This window comes from Shewanella decolorationis S12 (genome assembly GCF_000485795.1).
Lineage (GTDB): Bacteria > Pseudomonadota > Gammaproteobacteria > Enterobacterales > Shewanellaceae > Shewanella > Shewanella decolorationis.
In genome coordinates, this window is sequence record NZ_AXZL01000076.1 from 868,410 (window position 1) to 892,334 (window position 23,925).

Genomic DNA, 23,925 nt, shown 5'->3' on the forward strand with positions numbered 1-23,925 from the left:
TGCCTCTTACGCGTACTGTGGATTGATCTTGTCTGCGTCGATGCCGTATTCCTTGATGGCATTCGCTAACACATCAACAGGCAGCTCTTTACGATCAACCAGAGATTTCAGTGCCGCGATAACGATGAACTTAGCGTCCACTTCGAAGTGGTGACGCAGGTTGTCACGGCTGTCTGAACGACCGAAACCGTCAGTACCTAACACTTTGTAATCAGTTGGCATAAATGCACGTAACTGCTCGCCATAGATCTTCATGTAGTCAGTCGCTGCGATTGCCGGAGCATCACTGGAGATCACTTGGCTGATATACGCTTGTTTTGGCGTTTCAGTTGGGTGCAGCATGTTCCAACGCTCAACCGCTTGACCATCGCGAGTCAGTTCGTTGAAGCTGGTGACGCTGAATACGTCGGCAGTGATGCCGAAGTCTTTTGCCAGTGCTTGAGCCGCTTTGCGGGTTTGCTCAAGAATGGTGCCACAGCTCATTAACTGAACTTTGCCTTTACCCGAACCGCTAACCGTTTCCAACTTGTAGATACCTTTAACGATACCTTCCTCGGCACCTTCTGGCATTTCAGGCTGAATATAGTTTTCGTTCATTGTGGTCAGGTAGTAGAAGATATCTTCTTGGCTCTCGCCGTACATACGACGGATACCATCTTGAACGATAACCGCAATTTCATAACCGTAAGTTGGATCGTAGGTAATACAGTTAGGAATAGTGTTCGCCAGTACGTGGCTGTGACCATCCTGATGCTGTAGACCTTCACCGTTCAGCGTTGTACGGCCTGAAGTACCACCGACTAAGAAGCCGCGTGCACGCATATCACCCGCTGCCCAAGCCATGTCACCAATACGTTGGAAACCGAACATTGAGTAGTAGATGTAGAATGGGATCATTGGCACATCGTTCACTGAGTAGCTGGTCGCAGCCGCAACCCAAGATGACATAGCACCTAATTCGTTAATACCTTCCTGCAGCACTTGACCGGTTTTATCTTCACGATAGTAAGCCACTTGGTCAGAGTCTTGCGGGACGTATTTTTGGCCTTCGTGAGCATAAATACCCACTTGACGGAACAGACCTTCCATACCGAAGGTACGCGCTTCGTCAGGAATAATTGGCACGATGTTTTTGCCAATCTTTTTGTCTTTTAACAGTGCAGTCAGTACGCGAACAAACGCCATGGTCGATGAAATTTCACGGCCGTTAGAACCCTGCAGAATCGAGTCGAAAATCTTCAGTGAAGGAATTTCCAGCTCTTCGCTGAACTTCTGACGACGTTGTGGCACGCTGCCATGCAGCTCGGCACGACGGCTCATCATGTACTTCACTTCTTCCGAATCTGGACCTGGGTGGTAGAACGGCAGATCTTCTAATTGATCGTCAGGGATCGGGATATTGAAACGATCGCGGAAGTAACGGATAGACTCGATACCCATTTTCTTCACGTTGTGGGCGATGTTCTTACCTTCACCCGCATCACCGAGGCCGTAACCTTTAACGGTTTTCGCTAGGATCACCGTTGGGCGACCTTTAGTCTTACGCGCATGGTCTAATGCCGCGTACACTTTAACTGGGTCATGACCACCACGGTTTAAGCGCCAAATGTCATCATCTGACATGTTCGCTACCATTTCGGCGGTTTCTGGGTATTTGCCGAAGAAGTGTTCGCGAGTATAAGCGCCACCTTTGGCTTTACAGTTTTGGTATTCACCGTCAACGGTTTCTTCCATTAACTGCAATAACTTACCGCTGGTATCACGGGCCAATAATGGATCCCAGTAACGACCCCAAATCACTTTCACGACTTCCCAGCCAGCGCCGCGGAATTCACCTTCCAGTTCTTGGATGATCTTACCGTTACCGCGTACTGGGCCGTCCAGACGTTGCAGGTTACAGTTGATGATAAAGACTAAGTTATCTAATTCTTCACGGGCAGCTAAACCAATCGCACCTAAGGCTTCTGGCTCGTCACACTCACCGTCACCTAAGAAGCAGTAAACGGTTTGCTCAGAACAATCTTTCAGACCACGGTCAGTCAGATATTTCAGGAAGCGGGCCTGATAAATCGCTTGGATAGGACCTAAGCCCATAGAAACCGTTGGGAATTGCCAGTAGTCAGGCATCAACTTAGGGTGCGGATAAGAAGACAGGCCTTTGCCATCCACTTCTTGACGGAAGTTCGCCAGTTGATCTTCCGTTAAACGACCTTCCAAGAATGAACGCGCATAGATACCTGGGGCAATATGACCTTGGAAATACACTAAGTCGCCGCCGTCTTTCTCGTTTGGCGCACGGAAGAAGTGGTTGAAGCATACGTCATAAATGGTTGCGCTCGACGCGAAACTCGAAATATGGCCGCCTAACTCTAAATCTTTCTTAGAACCACGTAGCACCATAGCTAAGGCGTTCCAACGGATGATAGCGCGAATGCGACGTTCCATCTCTTGGTTGCCTGGCATGTGCGGCTCTTGACCCGCAGGAATGGTGTTCAAATAGGCCGTGGTCGCAGTGTAAGGCAAGTGCGTGCCATTGCGACGGGCTTTATCGATCAGTTTCTCTAATAAGAAATGGGCGCGTTCAGGGCCTTCCTGTTCTAATACAGCTTGCAGGGCGTCAACCCATTCCTGAGTCTCTAACGGATCTAAGTCTTGTAGCATATCTTCAGACATGACACTGTCCTTCTCTATATACATGATGATGAATGGTGTTTGCGGCATATTCCGCTTTAGCGAGTGCTAAAGTCGGGAACTTAAGCGCCACTCTTTAAACGGCGCAAACTTCGCTGCAACCGGCTATCTTCTTCCCGCACAGATAACATCACCTCTTCGATGTAACTTAAGTGTTCATTCGAGGCTTCTCTGGCGGCTTCAGGATCACGACGAACGATAGCAGCGAGCAGAGCACGTCTGTGATCGTTGGCCATAGTGGAGGCTTCTTCGCGGCGGCTTAAAAGCTCCAAGTTTTGCGCCACATTCTTATGCAGCACAGGGGTTAAACTGAGTACGAGATGCAACATAGCCACATTGTGTGACGCTTCAGCTACTGCGCGGTAAAAACGCACAATGGCAGCGGCTTGTTGTTCGATATTGGTGGCGGCTTCCACCTCAAGGATCATACGCTTGATATTTTGCATATCGGCGTCTGTGCCACGCAACGCGGCAAAATAGGCCATCATGCCTTCGGTCGCATGACGGAACTCCAGCAAGTCGTATTGGCTTTCTGGATCGGCAGTCATTAATTCAACGATAGGATCGGCAAGACTCTGCCAGAGTTGTTCTTTGACATAAGTGCCACCGCCTTGACGGCGCATTAATAGCCCTTTCGCCTCAAGCTTTTGAATGGCTTCACGCAAGGAAGGGCGAGACACTTCAAACTGGATGGCCAGTTCGCGCTCCGGCGGTAATTTCTGACCCGGCTGTAAACTGCCTTCGAGGATCATCTGCTCGAGTTGCGCCATGATCACATCAGAAATTTTTGGCTGATTAATTTTACTATAGGCCATTTGGCGCTCAGCTCCGTTGTAAATTGGTCTTACCAATTTTTATGAGTGAGCGCACTTTATCAAATCATACTTTTGATGTCTAGATTGAAAATCGACCTTAAAAGGTGATCCCATCCAAAACCGCTCACGATGAGAGAGCATAGCCTAAAAAACTCATCATGGGGTCAGACCATTAAACCACAGCAAGTGCAGGTGCTAGATTCTAGAAGCCGCGCAGTGTCCTTTTTATTAACTCACCAACCCAAAAATGGTCAACAGCGATAGCACAGCAACCATCAGCGTAAAGTTGCGTTTACTTAAGACTAATAATGCTAAGGTCGATTGTACACAAACTGGTGCACTAGACTCCTCTGGCAGCGGCTGCGCCGCTAAAGCGGTTTCTGTCACCACTCGTCTGGCACTCGCATGGATATTTAAGGCATGGTCACGCCAAGCCGAGAGCCCTTCGCTAAACTGACCGCTGAGCGCATAGCCAAAGGAAAATATCCGACTCGGGATCCAATCCATAACAAACATAATATCTTCAATCAGCGGTAAATTAAGCGACTTACGCACATTCTCTTCGGCATAAAAGCGGGCGGTGCAATATAAGACCGCGCCGACTGGGCCTAGGAAGATAAAACATAATGCCACTGCGCCGTAATAACGATAGTTAATCCAAGCAACACTCTGCCCGACCTTAGCGCCTAAGTCTTTTTCAGACACCGCATCCAAACACTCACTGCAATCTAGTTCGGCGGCATAGTGGTAACAGGCTTGCACATCGGAGCGACACGCCGCCTGCATATACTTTTTGAAGCTATCGCGCTGTTTTTGATGATTAAAGCAAATAATTGCCACTACCACCCACAGGGCAAGGGTTAATAAACCCCAAAACATGCCAGACGCAACCCACCCCAAAACATGCACGACCAAAGCCGGTAACAAGAGTGCGAGCAACATGTTAGTACTAGTAAGAGAAGCTTTATCACCAAAAAAGGTCGATTGATAGGATTGCAGCACGCGATCGCATTGCCAAGAGGCAGGAAGAAACTTCAATCGTTCTACGAGAATGGCGACCAATAATGAAAATAATGCCATCGGTAATACTCCTTGTAAAAAAGCTGGACGGACTAGAAAAAGCAGCGCGGGCTTCGCCCTTCTAGGCCCTAGGTCCTAGGTTCTAGGTTATAGAGCCACGAAGTGGCGTCCTAGAGCTGTGATTTTGCTGCGTCCTAGCAGTTGCGCAGCGACCTCCTAGATACTAAAAGTCGCGCAGCGCCGCTAAATATCTTTGCCAGTCAAAGCTTGGGCCTGGGTCAGTCTTCCGCATTGGCGCAATATCGCAATGTCCCACAATCCGCTCTGCGGTTAACGCAGGATATTGTGCCAATAAAGCTTGGGTCAATGCGGTAAGTTGCTGATATTGGGCGGCAGTATAGGGCTCAGTATCCGTACCTTCAAGTTCAATACCAATAGAGAAATCATTACAATTTTCCCTTTCGCCATAACGGGATACACCCGCGTGCCAAGCTCTATCTTCACAACTCACATACTGCACACATTCGCCATCGCGGCGAATTAAAAAATGTGCTGACACCTGCAGCCCAGCTAAATCGGCGAAACTTTCATCGGCACTGGTATCTAAACACCCTTGAAATAATTGATCAATATAAGGCAGCCCAAAGCATCCCGCGGGCAAACTAATATTGTGGATCACCAACAGGCTGATCTCTCCAAAGGGCCGACGGTTAAAATGTGGTGATTCACAGCGCCGCGCCGAGGTAAACCATCCGGCATCAAAGTCCATATTTCCCCCTTAAATACCGCAATAACTGCACTACTCTAACAGTATTAAGTGACTGAATATATGCAATTCAATGACAAGCCAGAAATAACCTGCCACAAACAAAAACGCCATTTTTCGGCACGATAATATTACTCGGCCAAATCCGTGTGACTTTTTATCACCCGCACGAGGTGGTAATCTTAGCCCTAAATGCAAGCAAGCAATTTCAAGCAAGCCATCTGTGGCATGCAAGAATGCAAGGACCCAATCATGCTAGAGAACGATATTCGCCACGCCGTAAAAACCGCCCTCAATGAAGACCTTGGTGGAACCGAGATCAACGAGCACAGCAAAGCCATTGCCTACGGCGATATTACCGCCCAACTTATTCCCGCTGATAAATATGCTGAAGCAACCTTAATCACCCGTGAAGAAGGCGTTTTTTGCGGAAAAGCTTGGGCCGAACAAGTCTTTAATCAATTAGGTGGCGAAGTTGCCCTGCACTGGCATGTTGATGATGGCGATCTCGTGCTGCCAAACCAAGTGTTATGTGAATTATCAGGCCCTGCCCGCACCCTGCTGACGGGCGAGCGCACGGCAATGAACTTTATTCAGACCTTGTCAGGAGTGGCAACGCTGACAAAACACTATGTCGATAAGTTAGCGGGCACTCACACACGCCTGCTCGATACTCGCAAAACCATCCCAGGACTCCGCACGGCTCAAAAATACGCAGTGACCTGTGGCGGTGGTAAAAACCATCGAATCGGTCTGTTTGATGCCTTCTTAATTAAAGAAAACCACATAATGGCCTGTGGTGGCATACGCCAAGCAGTGGGTGCAGCGCGCAGTTTACATCCGAATAAACCCGTAGAAGTCGAAGTCGAATCGCTAGAAGAACTGGCATTAGCGCTAGATTCAGGCACAGATATTATTATGTTAGATAACTTTGATATCACCATGATGGTTGAGGCTGTTGAGCTGAATAATCAATACAAGGCTAAAGGCAGCGGTGCAAAACTCGAAGTCTCAGGCAATGTCACCTTAGATACCTTGGCAGAATTTGCCAAAACTGGGGTTGACTATATCTCCGTTGGCGCCCTCACCAAGCATGTTCGCGCCTTAGACCTATCAATGCGATTGAAAGGTTAAAAAGAAGATTCTAGGCTCTAGGGAATAGTTCCTAGGGCCTAGAATCTAGAATCTAGAATGAGCTTGCCAGCGTCCTAGCCATTGCGCAGCAACGCCCTAGAATCTAGCTCCTCGCCCTTTACAGCATAACCCCACTAAATACGCAGATTAAAAACAGGTATAACTTGCGTCGATGTTTTGACTCTGTGTTAATTGCGTCAACTTAACTAACATTGTCAATACTTTGTTAGAACGCAATACGTTTTAGCATCAAGTTTTTAGACAAAATAATCATTTAATTAATACTTTATGCGTAAAAGTAGTTTCAATTTACTTAACTTTGTACTAACTTTTACCACAGGCGAGATGGCCGTTTCGGCCTTCCTTATCAAAATGAGCTCAAAGTGAATTGTCGCTAGCCAAAAAACCAGCAATTCATTCAAGGCAATTAAGATAAGCAGCCGAAACGAACACAATCGATAAATGACACTTTGCACTGTATTGGAGTTAAAAATGAAAGGTATCAAAATGAATAAGAATGCTCAGGGTTTTACCTTGATCGAATTAATGATTGTAGTAGCCATTATCGGTATTTTGGCTGCTGTGGCATTGCCAGCATACAAAGACTACGTCACGTCAGCCCAGGGCGGAGCTGCAATGAAAGGTATTAGTGCTTTTGCCCAAAAAATTCAAACTTGTAATACAACTGGAGTTGGCTGTACGGGTATACAAGCTGAAGTAGCAAAAAACAAAAAAATGACTGCTTTGGATGAGGAGCCATCACAAGGTACAGGCGTTACCTTGGTCTGGACAGAACCCAAGTGCACCCTTACTGCGACATTTGATGGAAATGGTGGTGTATCATACGCAATGACAGGTTCCGAGGAATCAATCTGTAAAAAAGGCGCAGGTATCGGCAGTTAATATCACAAATCTTTCTAAAGCCCCTTTCTGGGGCTTTTTTATTTTTATCCATTTATTATCCCGGTTAACCATAATCGTGGATAGAGTTGCTGATTTAGCACGGTATCACCAAGGCTCACGATTAATAGTGCAGCACAGGTTATCACTGCTGCCATTAATACCACTTTCCAAGGTAACGCTATCACTCGCGGTTCATATTGGCGGCAATTAAGTGCCAATAATGCCACCAATAATGCTTGGGATAATGGCATTACAATTACCCCATCAAACATGGCATAAATCCATAGTGCGAACAGGGCAAATGCCAACACTATATCAGTAGTGTCCTTCTCTATGCCTATATGTGAGCCTGTTTCGAGGCTACTTTGTGAGTTTTTAGCCAAATGCTCACTCAGGTTTTCCCCTACTTTTTCCCCTAATAAGGTAAGCCGCTTTAATTTTGACCATAATGTTATTAGCGACCAACTCGTAGCCAAGATAAACGCAACCACACCAAACTCATATAAAAACTGCATGAGGGCATTATGCGGGTGAGCATTAGGTAAAGGTCTTGCATCTGCCCAAGCAAAACTCATTGGCCCGTAACCTAAGCCAATACGTTCAGGGATCGCCTGCAAAATATAAATCCACATATCAATACGGCCTGAGCTATTGGTTCTTAGTTGCCAGATTTGGCTATCAAAAATAAACAGTGGAATAATAATGATAAGCACCAGCCATAAAAGCGTGCCGAAAGCCACCGCCTTTAAAATAGGGCGAATAAACCCTTTACGCAGATCGGTAGATAAAAAGCGATATACCACAACAGCCGCCACTACCAGCGCTAATACTGCGCCGCGAGCCTCCGATTGCAGCAGGATTAACCACAACATACCAAAAACCAACATGGCTGCCCGTTTATATTTTTTAAGTGGTTCGATATAAAAAGACAAACACAACAGCGGCAGCAGCATAACTTGCAACTGGTTGAAAAACCTTACATTCATAAAGCCAGCCACTAAAGAATGCACATCGGGCCGATTGTTATCAAGAGCATGAAATAGCAGCAGCAAAAAAAACTTAACTGCAATACAAATCGAGAAAAATAATGCAAATCCAAAAAAATATTGCAGCGCAGCAGTTCTGCCTATATCCGCAATCAATACACCAATGACGTAAAACAAACAGAGCAATAATAAAAAATTGGCTAATTCAACGAATGACCAAAATGGATGTAGGCTAAAAAGAGTTGATAACAAACCGAGTATAAATAGGCTTGCCACCACCCACAGTGTAAAAGACGATGGGACGATTATTAGAATACTCGGTCGCCACAAAAGGCCAACCGCTGAACACACGATAAATAGGACAACCAGTATTCGCTTAAGATCATAAGCATTATCCACCCCCAGATAACCAGTGATATAACCAGATAATACCGACCCAAGAAAAAATAGCGTGAAGAAAGTGAGCAGGATAATCCGGCTAACAATCGGGATTGATTTCAATATTTGCATCCTTAATTGAGCATACCATCATGCATTTATCCCCGATGGTGAGCGTTAGATTTTATCGCCAAATGACCGATTATTTGCGCGTTCTAGTCAAGTAAATCGAAGCGACTTGAAGATAAGGCATTGTTATTTATCGACCATTAATCCACAGTACAGTTTATGGTAAAACATTGCTACTTTTGAAAGCGGTATATAAATTCGCATCCTTATGATGATACTCATTTTTTTGTGATTATTTGAGCTTTTTTATATATGACAAATAACCTTTTTGCCGCTATGATGGAAAAACTAATGGAGATAGGAGTTTTTCATGCCATCCGCTGGCCTTCACCTGGGATTATCCACCCTTTTCATCCGTAAAGGTCTGCTTAATGAAGAGCAGATGGCAAGTGCCATCACTAAATCCCGCCAAAACAAACAAACCTTAGTCACTACCTTAGTGCAGACCAAGCTAGTGTCGGCCCGCAGCATTGCCGAGCTTTGCTATGAGGAATATGGCACCCCGCTGCTGGATTTAGCCGAATTTGATATTAGTGCCATTCCCGAAGAGTTTCTTAACAAAAAACTGATTGAAAAACATCGCTGTTTACCACTATTTAAGCGCGGCAATCGCCTATATATCGCCACCTCCGATCCCACCAATATTGCCGCCCTTGAGGAATTCCAATTTAGTGCTGGGTTGCATGCCGAAGCGATTTTGGTGGAAGAAGATAAGCTCGCTAAAGCCCTTGAAAAGGTACTCGAAGAAGATATTACTGGCCTTGATTTAAGTGGCATGGATGAAGCAGCACTTGCCGGTATCGAGGTTACCGACACCGATAAACGCCAAGAAGAAAACGCTGGCGAAGCCAGTGATGATGCGCCTATTGTTATTTATATCAACAAGATATTAACTGACGCCATTCGTAAGGGTGCTTCAGACTTACATTTTGAGCCCTATGAAAAACGCTACCGTATCCGTTTTCGTATCGATGGTATTTTGCATGAGGTCTCAGAACCGCCCATTAGCTTGGCTGGGCGACTCTCGGCACGCTTAAAGGTAATGTCGAAGCTGGATATTGCCGAGCGCCGCGTTCCCCAAGATGGCCGGATTAAAATGAAGCTATCCCGCACTAAGTCGATTGACTTTCGGGTAAGTACATTGCCGACCCTGTGGGGCGAGAAGATTGTAATGCGGATATTAGATTCTTCTTCCGCCCAGCTTGGTATCGAAAAACTCGGTTACGAACCCGATCAAGAAAAGCTTTACCTTGAGATGCTAGCCAAACCCCAGGGCATGATATTAGTGACAGGCCCAACGGGGTCGGGTAAAACCGTTTCGCTCTACACAGGCTTAAATATCCTCAATACCGCCGAGCGTAATATTTCCACCGCCGAAGATCCGGTGGAAATTAACCTTGAGGGGGTAAACCAAGTCCATATTAATTTAAAAGCGGGTTTAACCTTCGCCTCAGCACTACGTTCGTTTTTGCGTCAAGACCCCGATGTGGTGATGGTCGGGGAAATCCGTGACCTTGAAACCGCCGAAATTGCCATTAAAGCCGCGCAAACTGGTCACTTAGTATTATCGACCCTGCATACTAACTCAGCGGCAGAAACGCTCACCCGTTTAATTAATATGGGCGTACCCGGCTATAATATTGCCAGCTCAGTTAATTTAATTATTGCTCAGCGCCTTGCACGGCGGCTTTGCCCAGAATGCAAACAACCCGAACAGATACCCGAACATGAACTACAACGCTTAGGCTTTACCGATGAGCAAATCGCTCAAGGGTTTACCACCTATAAGCCTGTGGGTTGTGAACATTGTTCTGGTGGCTATAAAGGACGGGTAGGTATTTACGAAGTGATGAAGATGTCAGATGAAATTGCCCGTACTATTATGGAAGGGGGCAATTCATTGCAGATAGCAGATCAAGCCAAGGCTCAAGGCATGCGCGACCTGCGACAGTCAGGGCTGCTAAAGGTCGTCCAAGGTGTTACCAGTATTGCCGAAGTCAATCGGGTTACGAGCTTTGGTTAATAGGCAATTTGAGAACACTTAACAGCGATAAAAAGTAGCGTGAACGGCACGCGGCGCGCTCTAAAACCAACAGGGATAATTTATGGCTACGGCAACCACAGTAAAAAAGCCTCGCCCAAAAAAGATTGAGCAAAAAAGCCAACCTAAAATTTATACCTTTGAATGGAAAGGTGTTAACCGCGACGGCCAAAAAACCAGTGGCGAACTGAGGGGGGCCTCTGCTGCTGAGGTTCGTAGCAAGTTAAAATCTCAAGGGGTAAATCCTAAAACCGTTCGCAAACAATCGGCCGCCTTATTTAAATTAGGAGATGCCAAAATTACCCCTATGGATATTGCTATGGTGACTCGGCAAATTGCCACCATGCTTGCCGCTGGGGTGCCATTAGTGACTACCATTGAATTACTGGGTCGCGGCCATGAAAAAGCAAAAATGCGTGAGCTGTTAGCGACAATTCTATCGGAGATCCAGTCAGGTATTCCGTTATCTGATGCTTTGCGTCCCCACCGACGTTATTTTGATGATCTTTATGTCGATTTAGTGGCGGCGGGTGAACATTCAGGCTCACTCGATGTAGTGTTTGATCGTATTGCGACCTACCGTGAAAAATCTGAAGCATTAAAATCCAAGATTAAAAAAGCCATGTTTTATCCGGCAGCAGTAGTAATAGTCGCTATTTTAGTAACGGCACTATTATTACTGTTTGTGGTACCACAATTTGAAGATATTTTTAAGGGCTTTGGTGCCGAGCTACCAGCATTTACCCAATTGGTGTTGCATATCTCCCGCGGTTTACAATCCTCTTGGTATATCTTTTTGGGCGCGATTGTGGCTGGTGTGTTTTTATTTGTGAGGGCTCATAGGAACTCGCAAATCGTGAGAGACAGAGTCGACGAAGCCATCTTAAAAATTCCTGCTATCGGGCCAATTTTACATAAAGGCGCTATGGCACGTTTTGCCCGCACTTTAGCGACCACCTTTGCAGCGGGTGTACCCTTAATTGACGGCTTAGAATCCGCCGCTGGGGCATCGGGCAATGCGGTATACCGTAAGGCTATCTTAAAAATCCGCCAGGAAGTAATGGCCGGGATGCAAATGAACGTGGCTATGCGTACGACCGGATTATTCCCCGATATGTTGATCCAAATGGTGATGATTGGCGAAGAATCTGGCTCGCTCGATAATATGCTCAATAAGGTTTCAACCATCTATGAAATGCAAGTAGACGACGCTGTCGATGGTTTATCCAGCTTAATTGAACCTATTATGATGGTGGTGATTGGTACTGTTGTTGGTGGCCTTATTGTCGCTATGTATTTACCTATCTTCCAAATGGGTAAAGTGGTTGGCGGTTAGAAGGCTGCAATAAGCGCAGCCGCTAGCAAAAGCGGGCTGCAGCCTTTTAGATTCTAGAGCAGCGAAGCGTCCTCGACGCCTAAAATCCGTTTTACATTGAACAATATAATTAAGTAAAAATAATGACTGAATTTTTCACTTTATTGGGTCACACCTTTGACCAAGCACCATGGCTTTTTATCTTATTAAGTTTTGTGTTTGCAGCCACTATTGGTAGCTTTTTAAATGTGGTTATTCACCGTTTTCCGGTGATGATGAAGCGCGAATGGCAACAGGATTGTAATCAGTATCTGCAGGAATATCATGCAGATGTCATCAAACAAGTGGGTTTAGAAAAGCTTAACAAGCCTATAGATAACTATCCTGAAAAATACAATCTAGTGGTACCTGGCTCTGCCTGCCCTAAATGTAAAACCGCCATCAAGCCTTGGCATAATTTACCCATCTTAGGTTGGTTAATGTTGAGGGGAAAATGCGCTGCCTGTAATGCGCCAATCTCCTCACGCTACCCGATTGTTGAGCTAATAACAGGGTTACTCGTTGCAACACTTGCTTGGCATTTTGGGCCAAGCTGGCAATTTATTTTTGCTGCAATATTAACCTTTGTATTAATTGCATTAACGGGTATCGATCTGGATGAAATGCTACTTCCAGACCAAATGACCCTTCCACTGTTATGGCTAGGATTACTGATTAACCTCAACCATACCTTTACCAATCCAACCGATGCCATTATCGGTGCTGCTGTTGGCTATTTAAGTTTATGGTCGATTTTTTGGTTGTTTAAGCTGTTAACGGGTAAAGAAGGCATGGGTTATGGCGATTTTAAACTGCTTGCCGTATTTGGTGCTTGGCTCGGTTGGCAAATGCTGCCGCTGGTGATTTTACTCTCTTCTTTAGTCGGCGCGGTTGTCGGTATCAGTCTAATAATTAGCAAGCGTAATCAGCTTGCTAATCCAATCCCCTTTGGGCCTTATATTGCCGCAGCAGGTTGGATCGCCCTAATATGGGGACAACCTATAGTGGATTGGTATCTAAGCACGTTATAGAACAGGCTTCGGCCTTATAGGTCCTAGCAGAACGTCCTTCTTCGCTTTTAAGAGAGTTTTATGTCCAAGTTTGTCGTAGGTCTAACGGGTGGCATTGGTAGCGGTAAAACTACCGTTGCTAATCTATTTGCCGAAGAAGGTGTCGATTTAGTCGATGCCGATGTTGTTGCTCGCGAAGTGGTAGCGCCTAACTCCCAAGGATTAAAAGCAATCATTGATCACTTTGGCGCAGAAATATTAACCGCAACTGGTGAGCTTGACCGAGCACAATTGCGGCAACGGGTATTTAGCGATGAACAACAGCGTCAATGGTTGAACCAATTACTTCACCCAATGATCCGCCAAGAAATGCTTTCTCAAGTCAAAAATGCGACCTCTGACTATGTAATTATGGTTGTCCCCTTGCTATTTGAGAACGGGTTAGATAGGTTAGTCAATCGGACTTTAGTGGTGGATATTTCGCCGGAGTTGCAAATCAGCCGTACCGTAAAGCGGGATAATGTCGATGCAACTCAAGTAAATAACATCATTAATAGTCAATGTAGTCGCAGTGAAAAGCTCGCCAGAGCCGACGACGTAATTGATAATCAGGGAGAGATATCAACACTAAAACAAGAGGTGCAAGCATTGCACCAGCGCTATTTACAATTATCCGGTAATCACGACGCCCATGACTGACTTAGTTTATGAACAGCCTTTAAATGAGAAAATCCGTAGCTACTTGCGGCTCGAATATCTCAATAAACAGCTCAGTAATAATCTAAATCACGACCACCAGCATAGATGTTTCTACCCTCTTTTTTCCCTGTGCGAATTATCGGAGCGTTGCGACTATCGCAGTGAAGTCCTTAAAGATATCGAGCGCAATCTACTGCAACTAAGCAAATGGCAAGAGCTCGACCATGTCGATAGCGAACAGATTGAGTTTTACATTCAAGCATTAATGCAAGCCAGAGAGCCGCTACAACGTCCCGAGCGCTGTGGTAGCCAACTCAAACAAGACCGCTTTCTTTCTGCCCTGCGACAGCGTTTTGGTATGCCGGGCGCCTGTTGCAACTTCGACCTTCCCCAGCTGCATTTTTGGCTCGCCAAACCTTGGGAAGAAAGGCAGCAAGACTATAAAGCGTGGATCAGCCATTTTGATCCTTTACTCAATCCCATCACGCTTTTGCTTCAGTTAACTCGCAGTACCGCCCATTTCGATAACGCCACCGCCCATGCCGGTTTTTACCAAGGTGATAGCGCTCAAGCACTCTCGCTAGTACGAGTCAAAGTCGATGCCGCGCACGGCTGCTACCCCACCATCAGTGGTCATCGCAATCGCTACGCCATCCACTTTGTGCAATTCGACCAACAGCGCCACTCTGACCGCAGCATCGAATTCCTACTAGCGACCTGTGCTTGAAGCCTTTACACTAACGACCTCTAAGCTGCTGCCGAGTTAAAGCCGCATAATTGCGATACTCAGCGATTCCCTTGTTATTTCAGTCGACTGCTAAGGAGAAGTCTATTATGCCGTTAACCGTCAACTGTCCAATTTGTAAAACCCCAGTAGAATGGGTCCCTCAATCGGAATTCAAACCCTTTTGTAGCGAGCGCTGCAAGATGATTGACCTCGGTGATTGGGCCTCCGAAAAACACGCTATTCCGGTCAAATCTGAGTTTGACCTCGATGCGTTAGATGAACTCGGTTACGACGAAGAAAGCTTTTTCAAAGAGTAATACTCAATAATCAGTCTTTTATAAGCAGAATTTTATGACAAAACGCATTCATGTTGCCGTCGGCATCATCCTCAACCCTAATGGGCAAATCCTACTCGCTAAGCGCCCCGAACATTTACATCAAGGCGGTAAGTGGGAATTTCCAGGAGGCAAGGTCGAACAGGGCGAAACCGTCACCCAAGCCTTAATTCGTGAGTTAAAAGAGGAAGTAGCGCTCATCGTCAGCGCAAGCGAGCCTTTTATGGCGCTAAGCTACGATTATCCAGATAAACAAGTATTACTCGATATTCATACTGTTACTGAGTTTACAGGAGAGGCGCAAGGGCTTGAAGGGCAACAGATTGCTTGGGTCGATAAGCATGAGCTAAGTCGTTACGACTTCCCCGACGCCAATAAACCTATCCTCGCCAAGTTATTGGAGCAATAGCTAACTTTTTGCGGGCAGAAGCAAGTTTTACATTAGCGATACGTGATCTGGCTTGCAGCAAACTCATTGGCAACTTTTAGAAAACGAAAATTAGTGTTTGAATGCAAACTCATTATTCTTCTTCGATTTCGAGGGCATATCATGCACAATAACGTTAAAGCATTACTCGCCACGACCGCGTTATTTTTTAGTTGTCAGACACTAGCAAATGGCGGCTGTGGCTTTGAAGAGCAACAACAGGGCTTGATTGCCACCTGCAGCGAGGAGAAACAAGAAGTGATTTTAACCGGTGTCGTTGAAGCGCAACATTTAGTAAAAGATCTTAATGAGTTTGCAGAGGGTTACAAGAGCTATCAGGTAGATACCGCGTCCTTAGCACCTCTGAAAAAGATCACTGAGCCAACCGAAATCGTCGTCATCATCGGCACTTGGTGCCCAGACTGCCACCGCGAAACGCCACGTTTTATTCGCATTATAGAAGAAGTGGCTAACCCTAATATCAAAGTGACTTATATCGGGGTTGATCGCAGCAAGCAAGATCCAGAAGGACTGGCGGCAAAATACGACTTCAAACGTATTCCCACCTTTATCGTACTACAACAGGGTAAAGAAATTGGCCGCATCGTTGAGCGTCCAACCGTTTCGCTCGAAAAAGATTTAGTCGAAATCTTAAAGTAACCCAATCCATTAAAAGTTAAAGGCCGTCAAGTGTGCACTTGACGGCCTTTATCTTTTTAAAATGGGTTTGAGAGTTAAATCGCTTCTTCTAAAATCCGCTGCGCCAGCATCACTAACACTCCCTCACGCAGTGCACCGCCCGATAGTGCCAACTGCTCAATTCCTAAGAGTTCAAAGAGTGCGAGTAAAATCGCAACTCCAGCGGCAAATGTCGGTGCACGTTCGGTACTTAAGCCGATAATCCCAACAAGACTCGCATCTTCCTCGGCAAGGATTTCTGCTTTAAGCTGTGTCAGAACAGCTAAGGTAATGATTTCAGACTGCTTACGGTGCATTAACACTTCAACCACAGATTGCACCGCACCAGAAGCCCCCACCACACAGTGCCATCCTAAGTCTTTTAACCTTTGCCTATGTTCACCTAAGACTTCCAACACTTCTTGTTTGGCATCGTCAAAGTCGAGCTCTTGCAAAGGCGCATTGTTAAAGAAGCGGCGGTTAAAGGTCACGCTGCCCATAGGCAGACTGGTCTTAAACTGAACTTGGTGACCATCACCAATAATAAACTCGGTACTGGCGCCACCAATATCGATCACTAAGCGTCGCCCTTGGCCGCAAGTGGTCGCCACCATACCTTGATAAATCAGCTCGGCCTCACGCATGCCTGAGATAATCTCAATTGGATGACCTAAAATCGGAATCGCCTTCTGATTAAATTCATCGGCATTATTGATGGTACGCAGCGTCGCAGTGGCAATCACAGCGACATGATTAGGATGGATTTTATGCAGCGCTAACATTTGAGCAAACATCGCGAGGCAATCTAAGCCTCGCTGCATCACTTCTGCGGTTAAATGGCCGTCTTCGCCAATGCCTTCGGCTAACCTTACTTTACGTTTGTATTTGGCAATAATGTGTGGCTGACCGCCTTTTGTCTTAGCGATCAGCATATTAAAGCTATTAGAGCCTAAAGTAATGGCGGCATAAGCGGGTGTTGGCATTTAAGGCTGTCTACGCGTCCTGTCATGGCGAGGTGGACGTCCACCACTACGATGGGCACCTTGTGGGCGCCCAGCACCAGAGCGCTCACGTAAATTGCGTGCACCCGCGGGATGTTTGCGATGAATTTTAACCGGCGGCGGAATATCATCCAGCAGCGCATCACGGTCATAATTACTCACGGGAATGGAGTGATTGATATAGCTTTCAATCGCAGGCAGATTCAGTGCGTATTCTTCACAGGCAAAACTGACAGAGACACCTTTGTTACCCGCACGCCCAGTACGACCAATACGGTGGACGTAATCTTCACAATCATCAGGTAAATCATAATTGTAGACGTGGGAAACATCGGAAATATGCAGCCCGCGCGCGGCAACGTCGGTCGCGACCAGAATATCTAATTGGCCTTGGGTAAATTGCTCAAGAATACGAATACGTTTCTTCTGCGGCACATCACCCGTCAGCAAACCGACGCGATGACCATCCCCTTCAAGCCAAGACCATAGGTTTTCACAGCTATGCTTAGTGTTTGAAAAAACAATGGCTTTCTCTGGCCAATCTTCTTCAATCAGCGTCAGCAGCAAACGCATTTTGTCTTCTTGGGAAGGATAGAAAATTTCTTCTTTGATGTTCTTGGAGGTTTTTTCTTCGGGGGCAATTTCGACTTTCACAGGATCATTCATATGATCGTAGGCGAGTTCTTGAACTTTCATCGAAAGTGTCGCCGAAAACAGCATATTCAGACGCTGATCGGCACTAGGCATACGTCGGAAGAGGAAACGGATATCCTTGATAAAACCGAGGTCAAACATACGGTCGGCTTCATCTAACACCACGGCTTGAATCGCATTTAAGCTAATAATGCCCTGACGCACATAATCGATAATACGCCCAGTCGTTCCGATTAAGATATCAACACCTTGGTCGAGCACTTTACGTTGAATATCATAGCTTTCACCGCCATAGACAATACCGACTTTTAAGTGGCTGTGTTTGGCAAGGAGAATTGCGTCTTTGGCGATTTGAATCGCCAGCTCACGGGTTGGAGCCATAATGATGGCGCGCGGCTGATTTAACTGACGGTTCTCAGGGACTGGTGTCGACAATAAATGGTTAAATGTGGCAACCAAAAACGCCATAGTCTTACCTGTGCCCGTTTGGGCTTGGCCGGCGATATCTTTTGATTGAAGTAATACGGGTAATGATAACGCCTGAATTGGCGTACAAAATTCGAAGCCGTTCTCGGCAAGTGCCTGTTTAACCTCTGGATGTAGAGGAAGGTCGGCAAATTTTTGATTAGATAAATGTGTTTGGCTCATAGCGCAAGCATACCATTTGGGGTTGCAATAAGATACTCGATCGTTTGAAATAGCCACATTGTAAAAAGGTAACTTGAAAAGCTATTTTTCAGCCCCAATATACATGGTAAGCCATTAACAAACCAGCAATGGCAACCAAACTGGAGAACATCATGAGCGATAAAATTATATACCTGAGCGACGACAGCTTCGAAAACGACGTATTAAAAGCCGATTTACCAGTATTGGTAGACTTTTGGGCTGAATGGTGTGGTCCATGTAAAATGATCGCGCCAATCCTTGACGACGTTGCCGAAGAGTACGCAGGTCGTGTGACTATCGCTAAATTAAACGTTGACCAAAACAATGTTTCTCCAGCGAAATATGGCGTTCGTGGTATCCCAACTCTATTGCTGTTCAAGAACGGTGAATTAGCGGCGACTAAAGTTGGTGCACTGTCTAAAACTCAATTAAAAGAGTTCATCGACGCACAAATCTAATTTGTTGTCGCTATGAGTGACCTCCGGCACACGCTTTAATTAATTGTGCCGGAATACCCCTAAATTTCTGGACGCCCCGCTTTGTTAGTGCTACTTTAATAACCAGATTCTTTCTAACTAAACCACTTCTCGCTCGTCAATCACTATCCTGAATCACAAACTTTACTGATTGATCGCGGTAAGCTTTGTCGCGTAACACAAGATCCCCAACATGAACTTAACTGAATTAAAAGACACGCCGATATCCGACCTAGTTTCGCTAGCCGAAAATATGAAACTCGAAAATATGGCCCGTGCTCGCAAGCAGGACATTATTTTCTCTATTCTTAAAGCCCACGCCAAAAGTGGTGAAGACATTTTCGGTGGCGGTGTATTAGAAATACTCCAAGATGGATTCGGTTTCTTACGTAGTGCAGATGGATCTTACTTAGCTGGCCCTGATGATATTTACGTATCACCAAGCCAAATTCGCCGCTTTAACATGCGAACGGGCGATACCATTTTTGGCAAGATTCGCCCACCAAAAGAAGGTGAACGTTATTTTGCCCTGCTAAAAGTTAACGAAGTTAACTTCGATAAGCCCGAAAACTCTCGCAACAAAATCCTCTTTGAAAACTTAACCCCACTCCACGCAGAAGAACGTATGCGTATGGAGCGTGGTAATGGCTCTACTGAAGACATCACTGCCCGTATTCTGGATTTATGCTCACCTATCGGTAAGGGTCAACGTGGTCTGATCGTCGCGCCACCAAAAGCGGGTAAAACCTTATTGCTGCAAAACATTGCTCAGTCAATCACCTACAATAACCCTGAAGTGGTGTTGATGGTACTGCTGATCGATGAACGTCCAGAAGAAGTGACCGAGATGCAACGCTTAGTTCAAGGCGAAGTAATTGCATCGACCTTCGACGAGCCTGCCAGCCGTCACGTACAAGTGGCAGAAATGGTTATTGAAAAAGCCAAACGTTTAGTTGAGCACAAGAAAGACGTTGTGATCCTACTCGACTCTATCACTCGCTTAGCGCGTGCTTACAACACTGTTATCCCATCATCGGGCAAAGTGTTAACCGGTGGTGTGGACGCAAACGCCCTGCACCGTCCTAAGCGCTTCTTCGGTGCGGCTCGTAACATCGAAAACGGCGGCAGCTTAACCATTATTGCTACCGCCCTGGTTGATACTGGCTCGAAAATGGACGAAGTGATTTACGAAGAGTTCAAAGGTACTGGTAACCAAGAACTGCATCTATCACGCAAGGCCGCTGAAAAACGCGTGTTCCCAGCGATTGACTTCAACCGCAGTGGTACTCGTCGCGAAGAAAAACTGACGACACCTGATGAGCTGCAAAAGATGTGGATCCTGCGTAAGATCTTAAATCCAATGGATGAAGTCAGCGCAATGGAGTTCCTGATCGATAAGCTAGCAATGACTAAGACCAACGAAGAATTCTTCACCGCGATGAAACGCGCTAAGTCTTAAGCCATACAAGTTTATATGAATAATAAGGCCGCTCAGTGAGCGGCCTTTCGTTTATGTATTGACCATGTTTATGCATTACAAAGCCGCGGCTGCGGCTCACTCGATTCAAGTGACTTAGTCAAGCACAGGTAAATAACTGAGCACCAACTGATCTCGACTTAGCTGTCTATCAATAATCTCACCTACGGTGCCATTATTTAACTTAATAGCAAGCGTAGCTTCCCCTACTTGTGCCTTAAAGGTTTCCATCTCTTTAATCCGGTTAATCAACGCCAGTGCTAAGGTGTTTTCGGCTGTTGCTGCGTACACTCGACCATTTACCGTCACTTCCGCTTGCGTGGCTAATGCAGGGCCTGCGAGATGAATACCAACATATTCACGCCATACCCTAGCTTTTTGCTCACCTTGATAATCGCTGTCTACGGATGCAAGCACCACTTGGCGTAATATCATCTGCAATAAATTACTCTTACCTTTTGGTTGGCCGTTAACTGTATCAAATTGGAAGTAACGTGATACTGAACGGTCGTAATTAGGCAATGGCTCAATACTTTGTTGCGCAAAATCAGTGTAATAAGGCAGATAGCTATCGAGCTTACCACTCACGCTACAGCTTTCGGTAAAGAGTGGCGTATTACCACGAGTCAGCCCTGGACCCTCACCCATAGTCATCTTACATAGCATGTCTTGGAATAACGGACCCACATTAGGCAAATCAACCAAGGCTTTATAGCCGCGGCTTGACGTGCTACGAGGGGTAGTGCGTGATACTAAGGCTCTCACGGCTAATAATTTATCTGGCCACACACCCAATACATCGCGCTCATTCACATAGGGATGGTTAGGTGAAGATGCTGGCGTTTTAATACCGTTGAGTAAGCGACCCGAAAAGCTGACATCCGCCGTTAATAAATCCTGATATTTAGGATTTATTTGTGACTTAATGATCAACTCTTTTAAGGCTTCTGGAGAATCAGAGAACTGACTTATCACTTCACCTGGTTCAAACTTTGCCTTCATATCGCCGCTTTTAAAACGATATTGTTCAAGTACTTTGGCAAAATTGTACTGTTGTCTTAGGGCTACGCTGCCATCGGCTTGTTTGTATGTCACATCGAGGGTTGCATCATTTTCTCCCGCCAGCTTGAGGAAGAAATCGGCCGCCTGATTCATCGCCCGCTGATTCGCGCAATACCAAGCATCACTTCCTGTGGCCGCCAATCGTTCGCACTCACCAGCAAAAAAGTTCTCTGATAAACCAAACAATTGTTCTAAAAAGCTCACATCTTCAATGAATTGACGTATTTCATCAAACTGCGCTTTACGATTGATGGTGTAACTTAGGCTATGATCTTCAAACAAAGATTGACGATTATGGCGTAGGTTCATGGTCTCGTAGCTATCGAAGTACTTTTCGATATAAAACTGACCAATATCATCTAAGTTTTTACCCGCGTCACCGCGATTACAGTTGCTGTTCAGAGACACGTGCTCATCGGTACAGAACGAATACTGACGTAGGCTGTTGTTTTGCTCTATGTTATAAAGCGCGCCAAATCGGGTCTCACCGTTCACCACACCTTTAGCGAGTTCATCACGACGCTTAGCATCTTCCGCTTTGAGTGATACGAATTCATTGGTTTTTGATTCTACTTCACGGGCATAGCCAAAACGTAACGCAGCTAAGTCATAGGGTTCAAACGTGGTCGCAAATCGGTTCACGTTGTAATCCATTTGGCTCGAAAACTCGGCGTTAACAGTAATGTCAGGGTAACCTGCCTCACTGAAGGCTGCTTTTAATTCAGCCAGTTGTGCTTGGCTAAAGGTATTGTCGTGGTCGCGGCTCCCTGCAAAGTTATGCCTTAAACCAAAAGTATGCCCTAACTCATGGGTCAAGGTACCAGCAAATGCTTGTGCAGCAAGCGCTGTGGTTAATGAGTCTTGTAAACTTAGTGGCAAATCTTCAAATGCCGCTAACTTACCGCCCACTTTGCCATCAACCCACATTTCGGCTTTTTTCCAGTCAATTTCATGACCTTTGATACCGCGAGGTAATTCACGAGCGCTGCCACCCGTAGCAAATACGGTATCGACATGCATCATTGAGTTTTCAGACCAAAATGCTTTTGTTTTTTCATCAAAATCCGCCAAGGCATCGAAGCTATTATCCTTGGGCGTTAATGGCATCGATTGAGGTGCTGCGATAAGTTGCTGAGTCGGTTGCTCAAATGCGGCCGCCTCAACAGGTACGGTACCTAGGCTTACATCAGGTTGAGCCAAACGAGCAGCATATGGCTCACCCGTTTGCGATGTCACTGAATTCGCGTCCAATTTGCCTCTGTTATAATCTAAACGCACTTGGCGATAGTAACGAACGGCGCCTTGTTTTAGATTCGAGCTGTATTGATTGACTCGCGCACTCACAATTTCGCCCGTGAGCGGGTTTGCCGCTGATGGGCCGTAACCCGCTAAACCATTATCCAGTGGTTCATCGAATAATGTGATGTTGCTATAACGTAGATCGCCATGGCGTTTATCATGGGCTTGTTCAAGTTTTATCTGTGGAAAACCGGTTTTATACAACTTGTTTTGAATGTTTATTGCCGTCACGGACTCAATGGCTGCATCCAAAAAGGGTTTATTTTTCGCATCGTAGAAATTATTACTCAGGTAATAAGTCAGTTCCGATTTGGCCGGATTAAAGCGATTCAAGTAAGTGCGCACATACCCATCAACGCCCTCTGAGTCCGTCTCATCGCGATAGGTATGGGAGGAGGTAAAGAAGCCAAATGTCCCCTTTTCGTTTTCAGCATAGGGTATTGCTTCATAGTCTTTACTGGCTAACTGATCCACCGCCACAATCGAAATAAACTCGGTGGTCGTAAAGGATAAGTTGTCGAGGTTGCCACCGTAAAATTGGTTAAAGCAACTTGGAGAAGCTTGATAAGTATGCTCAATTTCAAAGTTGACCACCCCTTTGGCTAAATCCATTTCATAGCCTTTTTGACCATTAGAGGTAACCAAACGGGGGGCTTCGGTTTCAGTCACACACTCACCGAAGGTAATAATGTCATTAATGTCCAACTCAGCAATTTTAGCTTTCGCAAAGTCAGGAACAAAGTAGCGCTTATCCTGCCATGTTAAATTAGCATCGGTGTTAACTTGCTCTACGTTAATGCACTCGCGCCATTTGTCTTCAGTACATTTAAAGTCGATATATTCACCAGGAATGGTTAACACTGGGGCTTGGTTATACTCATTAGGATAACGGCTGTCATGGCCTAATCCGATATTATCCCGGTCAATTTGACGCACTTGGATGCCATTCTCTGTTTTGTGCAAGGTCACCAGCTTAGGATCACCTTGGGTAAAACCTCGCACCTCGGCGGCATAACGCGGAGCCTTACCTACGCTGCGAATATAAAGATATTGCCGCTCAGTGGCTTTATCGATGTCGGCAGTGGTGACTTGCTTTTCATCTTTGGGGAGTTCTTTATAAGGCTCATCACCAGCACCACACCCTACAAGGGTTAGTGCGCTGGTGATCGCCAGACATACCATGGACTTCTTCAT

General features: G+C 45.8%; 20 protein-coding genes. 12 read left to right on the forward strand and 8 right to left on the reverse strand.

Annotated elements, in window-relative coordinates; translation table 11 throughout:
• Nucleotides 1–6: 6 nt before the first annotated feature.
• The 4 genes from aceE to ampD all read right to left on the reverse strand — a co-directional run bounded on the left by aceE (nucleotide 7) and on the right by ampD (nucleotide 5,295).
• On the reverse strand, nucleotides 7–2,673 hold the full coding sequence (gene aceE / locus SHD_RS20775; RefSeq protein WP_039978863.1) for a pyruvate dehydrogenase (acetyl-transferring), homodimeric type: 2,667 nt from the start codon (nucleotides 2,671–2,673) through the stop codon (nucleotides 7–9).
• A gap of 80 nt (nucleotides 2,674–2,753) precedes the next feature.
• Nucleotides 2,754–3,506 carry a pyruvate dehydrogenase complex transcriptional repressor PdhR gene (gene pdhR, locus SHD_RS20780; RefSeq protein WP_011070781.1) on the reverse strand — a complete coding sequence of 251 codons (753 nt, stop codon included), beginning with the start codon at nucleotides 3,504–3,506 and terminating at the stop codon, nucleotides 2,754–2,756.
• Between the two features lie 228 nt (nucleotides 3,507–3,734).
• Nucleotides 3,735–4,586 carry a beta-lactamase regulator AmpE gene (ampE, locus tag SHD_RS20785; RefSeq protein WP_023268937.1) on the reverse strand — a complete coding sequence of 284 codons (852 nt, stop codon included), beginning with the start codon at nucleotides 4,584–4,586 and terminating at the stop codon, nucleotides 3,735–3,737.
• Nucleotides 4,587–4,749: 163 nt separating this feature from the next.
• Nucleotides 4,750–5,295: a 1,6-anhydro-N-acetylmuramyl-L-alanine amidase AmpD gene (gene ampD, locus SHD_RS20790; RefSeq protein WP_023268938.1), complete on the reverse strand. Its 546-nt coding sequence runs from the start codon at nucleotides 5,293–5,295 to the stop codon at nucleotides 4,750–4,752.
• Nucleotides 5,296–5,544: 249 nt separating this feature from the next.
• On the opposite strand from ampD, the gene nadC reads away from it, so the two are divergent.
• Both nadC and SHD_RS20800 read left to right on the forward strand, forming a co-directional pair.
• The gene (gene nadC / locus SHD_RS20795; RefSeq protein WP_039978989.1) at nucleotides 5,545–6,426 is read left to right on the forward strand and encodes a carboxylating nicotinate-nucleotide diphosphorylase; all 882 of its coding nucleotides are present in this window, start codon (nucleotides 5,545–5,547) and stop codon (nucleotides 6,424–6,426) included.
• 492 nt (nucleotides 6,427–6,918) lie between these two features.
• The gene (locus tag SHD_RS20800; protein WP_039978865.1) at nucleotides 6,919–7,329 is read left to right on the forward strand and encodes a pilin; all 411 of its coding nucleotides are present in this window, start codon (nucleotides 6,919–6,921) and stop codon (nucleotides 7,327–7,329) included.
• Between the two features lie 44 nt (nucleotides 7,330–7,373).
• Here the strand turns inward: SHD_RS20800 and SHD_RS21980 are convergent, their stop codons facing one another.
• A complete protein-coding gene (locus tag SHD_RS21980; protein ID WP_161629222.1) occupies nucleotides 7,374–8,315 on the reverse strand; it encodes an O-antigen ligase family protein in 942 nt (313 codons plus the stop codon).
• 817 nt (nucleotides 8,316–9,132) lie between these two features.
• Between SHD_RS21980 and pilB the strand changes: the two genes are divergently transcribed.
• From pilB to SHD_RS20845, 8 genes are all read left to right on the forward strand, one after another.
• Entirely contained in the window at nucleotides 9,133–10,845 is a 1,713-nt protein-coding gene (gene pilB, locus SHD_RS20810) for a type IV-A pilus assembly ATPase PilB (RefSeq protein WP_023268942.1), read from the forward strand.
• Nucleotides 10,846–10,927: 82 nt separating this feature from the next.
• Nucleotides 10,928–12,199 (forward strand): type II secretion system F family protein, encoded by a 1,272-nt coding sequence (locus SHD_RS20815; RefSeq protein ID WP_023268943.1) that lies wholly within the window; start codon nucleotides 10,928–10,930, stop codon nucleotides 12,197–12,199.
• A gap of 122 nt (nucleotides 12,200–12,321) precedes the next feature.
• Nucleotides 12,322–13,248 (forward strand): prepilin peptidase, encoded by a 927-nt coding sequence (locus SHD_RS20820; protein WP_023268944.1) that lies wholly within the window; start codon nucleotides 12,322–12,324, stop codon nucleotides 13,246–13,248.
• A gap of 60 nt (nucleotides 13,249–13,308) precedes the next feature.
• Nucleotides 13,309–13,926: a dephospho-CoA kinase gene (coaE, locus tag SHD_RS20825; RefSeq protein ID WP_023268945.1), complete on the forward strand. Its 618-nt coding sequence runs from the start codon at nucleotides 13,309–13,311 to the stop codon at nucleotides 13,924–13,926.
• A complete protein-coding gene (zapD, locus tag SHD_RS20830; RefSeq protein WP_023268946.1) occupies nucleotides 13,919–14,653 on the forward strand; it encodes a cell division protein ZapD in 735 nt (244 codons plus the stop codon). Before coaE ends, zapD begins: the two co-directional genes overlap by 8 nt.
• 107 nt (nucleotides 14,654–14,760) lie before the next feature.
• Nucleotides 14,761–14,970, forward strand: a complete 210-nt coding sequence (gene yacG, locus SHD_RS20835) for a DNA gyrase inhibitor YacG (RefSeq protein ID WP_011621218.1) — start codon at nucleotides 14,761–14,763, stop codon at nucleotides 14,968–14,970.
• Between the two features lie 34 nt (nucleotides 14,971–15,004).
• Nucleotides 15,005–15,397 (forward strand): 8-oxo-dGTP diphosphatase MutT, encoded by a 393-nt coding sequence (gene mutT, locus SHD_RS20840; RefSeq protein WP_023268948.1) that lies wholly within the window; start codon nucleotides 15,005–15,007, stop codon nucleotides 15,395–15,397.
• A 141-nt stretch (nucleotides 15,398–15,538) separates the two neighbouring features.
• The gene (locus SHD_RS20845; RefSeq protein ID WP_039978867.1) at nucleotides 15,539–16,075 is read left to right on the forward strand and encodes a thioredoxin family protein; all 537 of its coding nucleotides are present in this window, start codon (nucleotides 15,539–15,541) and stop codon (nucleotides 16,073–16,075) included.
• Nucleotides 16,076–16,149: 74 nt separating this feature from the next.
• Here SHD_RS20845 and SHD_RS20850 read toward each other — a convergent pair whose 3' ends face one another.
• Both SHD_RS20850 and rhlB read right to left on the reverse strand, forming a co-directional pair.
• On the reverse strand, nucleotides 16,150–17,076 hold the full coding sequence (locus SHD_RS20850) for a Ppx/GppA phosphatase family protein (RefSeq protein ID WP_023268950.1): 927 nt from the start codon (nucleotides 17,074–17,076) through the stop codon (nucleotides 16,150–16,152).
• Nucleotides 17,077–18,396 carry an ATP-dependent RNA helicase RhlB gene (gene rhlB / locus SHD_RS20855; RefSeq protein ID WP_023268951.1) on the reverse strand — a complete coding sequence of 440 codons (1,320 nt, stop codon included), beginning with the start codon at nucleotides 18,394–18,396 and terminating at the stop codon, nucleotides 17,077–17,079.
• 152 nt (nucleotides 18,397–18,548) lie between these two features.
• On the opposite strand from rhlB, the gene trxA reads away from it, so the two are divergent.
• Together trxA and rho are read left to right on the forward strand one after the other, a co-directional pair.
• Nucleotides 18,549–18,875: a thioredoxin TrxA gene (gene trxA / locus SHD_RS20860; RefSeq protein ID WP_011070766.1), complete on the forward strand. Its 327-nt coding sequence runs from the start codon at nucleotides 18,549–18,551 to the stop codon at nucleotides 18,873–18,875.
• Nucleotides 18,876–19,086: 211 nt separating this feature from the next.
• On the forward strand, nucleotides 19,087–20,352 hold the full coding sequence (rho, locus tag SHD_RS20865; protein WP_011621213.1) for a transcription termination factor Rho: 1,266 nt from the start codon (nucleotides 19,087–19,089) through the stop codon (nucleotides 20,350–20,352).
• A gap of 114 nt (nucleotides 20,353–20,466) precedes the next feature.
• Here rho and SHD_RS20870 read toward each other — a convergent pair whose 3' ends face one another.
• A complete protein-coding gene (locus tag SHD_RS20870; protein WP_023268953.1) occupies nucleotides 20,467–23,925 on the reverse strand; it encodes a zinc-dependent metalloprotease in 3,459 nt (1,152 codons plus the stop codon).

Excerpts from the sequence above, each read along its gene's own strand:
- yacG (WP_011621218.1), top strand. The coding sequence starts at position 14,761 with ATGCCGTTAACCGTCAACTGTCCAATTTGTAAAACCCCAGTAGAATGG.
- pdhR (WP_011070781.1), bottom strand. The coding sequence starts at position 3,506 with ATGGCCTATAGTAAAATTAATCAGCCAAAAATTTCTGATGTGATCATG.
- SHD_RS20845 (WP_039978867.1), top strand. The coding sequence starts at position 15,539 with ATGCACAATAACGTTAAAGCATTACTCGCCACGACCGCGTTATTTTTT.
- SHD_RS20815 (WP_023268943.1), top strand. The coding sequence starts at position 10,928 with ATGGCTACGGCAACCACAGTAAAAAAGCCTCGCCCAAAAAAGATTGAG.
- nadC (WP_039978989.1), top strand. The coding sequence starts at position 5,545 with ATGCTAGAGAACGATATTCGCCACGCCGTAAAAACCGCCCTCAATGAA.
- SHD_RS20870 (WP_023268953.1), bottom strand. The coding sequence starts at position 23,925 with ATGAAGAAGTCCATGGTATGTCTGGCGATCACCAGCGCACTAACCCTT.
- aceE (WP_039978863.1), bottom strand. The coding sequence starts at position 2,673 with ATGTCTGAAGATATGCTACAAGACTTAGATCCGTTAGAGACTCAGGAA.
- rhlB (WP_023268951.1), bottom strand. The coding sequence starts at position 18,396 with ATGAGCCAAACACATTTATCTAATCAAAAATTTGCCGACCTTCCTCTA.
- coaE (WP_023268945.1), top strand. The coding sequence starts at position 13,309 with ATGTCCAAGTTTGTCGTAGGTCTAACGGGTGGCATTGGTAGCGGTAAA.
- zapD (WP_023268946.1), top strand. The coding sequence starts at position 13,919 with ATGACTGACTTAGTTTATGAACAGCCTTTAAATGAGAAAATCCGTAGC.
- ampD (WP_023268938.1), bottom strand. The coding sequence starts at position 5,295 with ATGGACTTTGATGCCGGATGGTTTACCTCGGCGCGGCGCTGTGAATCA.
- SHD_RS21980 (WP_161629222.1), bottom strand. The coding sequence starts at position 8,315 with ATGAATGTAAGGTTTTTCAACCAGTTGCAAGTTATGCTGCTGCCGCTG.
- ampE (WP_023268937.1), bottom strand. The coding sequence starts at position 4,586 with ATGGCATTATTTTCATTATTGGTCGCCATTCTCGTAGAACGATTGAAG.
- SHD_RS20850 (WP_023268950.1), bottom strand. The coding sequence starts at position 17,076 with ATGCCAACACCCGCTTATGCCGCCATTACTTTAGGCTCTAATAGCTTT.
- SHD_RS20800 (WP_039978865.1), top strand. The coding sequence starts at position 6,919 with ATGAAAGGTATCAAAATGAATAAGAATGCTCAGGGTTTTACCTTGATC.
- mutT (WP_023268948.1), top strand. The coding sequence starts at position 15,005 with ATGACAAAACGCATTCATGTTGCCGTCGGCATCATCCTCAACCCTAAT.
- pilB (WP_023268942.1), top strand. The coding sequence starts at position 9,133 with ATGCCATCCGCTGGCCTTCACCTGGGATTATCCACCCTTTTCATCCGT.
- rho (WP_011621213.1), top strand. The coding sequence starts at position 19,087 with ATGAACTTAACTGAATTAAAAGACACGCCGATATCCGACCTAGTTTCG.
- trxA (WP_011070766.1), top strand. The coding sequence starts at position 18,549 with ATGAGCGATAAAATTATATACCTGAGCGACGACAGCTTCGAAAACGAC.
- SHD_RS20820 (WP_023268944.1), top strand. The coding sequence starts at position 12,322 with ATGACTGAATTTTTCACTTTATTGGGTCACACCTTTGACCAAGCACCA.